Source organism: Natrialba sp. PRR66 (assembly GCF_034808065.1).
GTDB classification, from domain to species: Archaea; Halobacteriota; Halobacteria; order Halobacteriales; family Natrialbaceae; genus Natrialba; species Natrialba aegyptia.
Window position 1 is genome coordinate 1 of the sequence record NZ_JAXHGN010000053.1, and the last position, 284, is coordinate 284.

The 284-nt window shown below is 57.7% G+C and carries 1 protein-coding gene; it reads right to left on the reverse strand.

Annotated features, from left to right (window positions below):
• Positions 1 to 93 precede the first annotated feature (93 nt).
• A partial coding sequence (locus SM755_RS23450) for a hypothetical protein (RefSeq protein ID WP_323174809.1) occupies positions 94 to 284 on the reverse strand: 191 nt, incomplete at its 5' end.

Genomic DNA, 284 nt, shown 5'->3' on the forward strand with positions numbered 1-284 from the left:
AAAGCCCAATCGCTGCACTTCCTTGGCCGGCAAGCTGAGGCGCTTGCGCTTATTGAGCACATGCTCCAGCATTATCAGTCGCCACCGGACAGGTCACACATCGTACGGTTCCAGTTCGATCAACGCGTTACGGCCCGAATAACACTGGCCCGCGTGCAGTGGTTGGGCGGGTTGTCCGATAGCGCGTTGGCAACCGTCAAGTTGGGAATAGAAGAGGCGCAGCTCCTCGATCACAACCTTTCGCTGGGAAATTTCCTGGCGCAGGCGGCTTGTCCCGTTGCTTT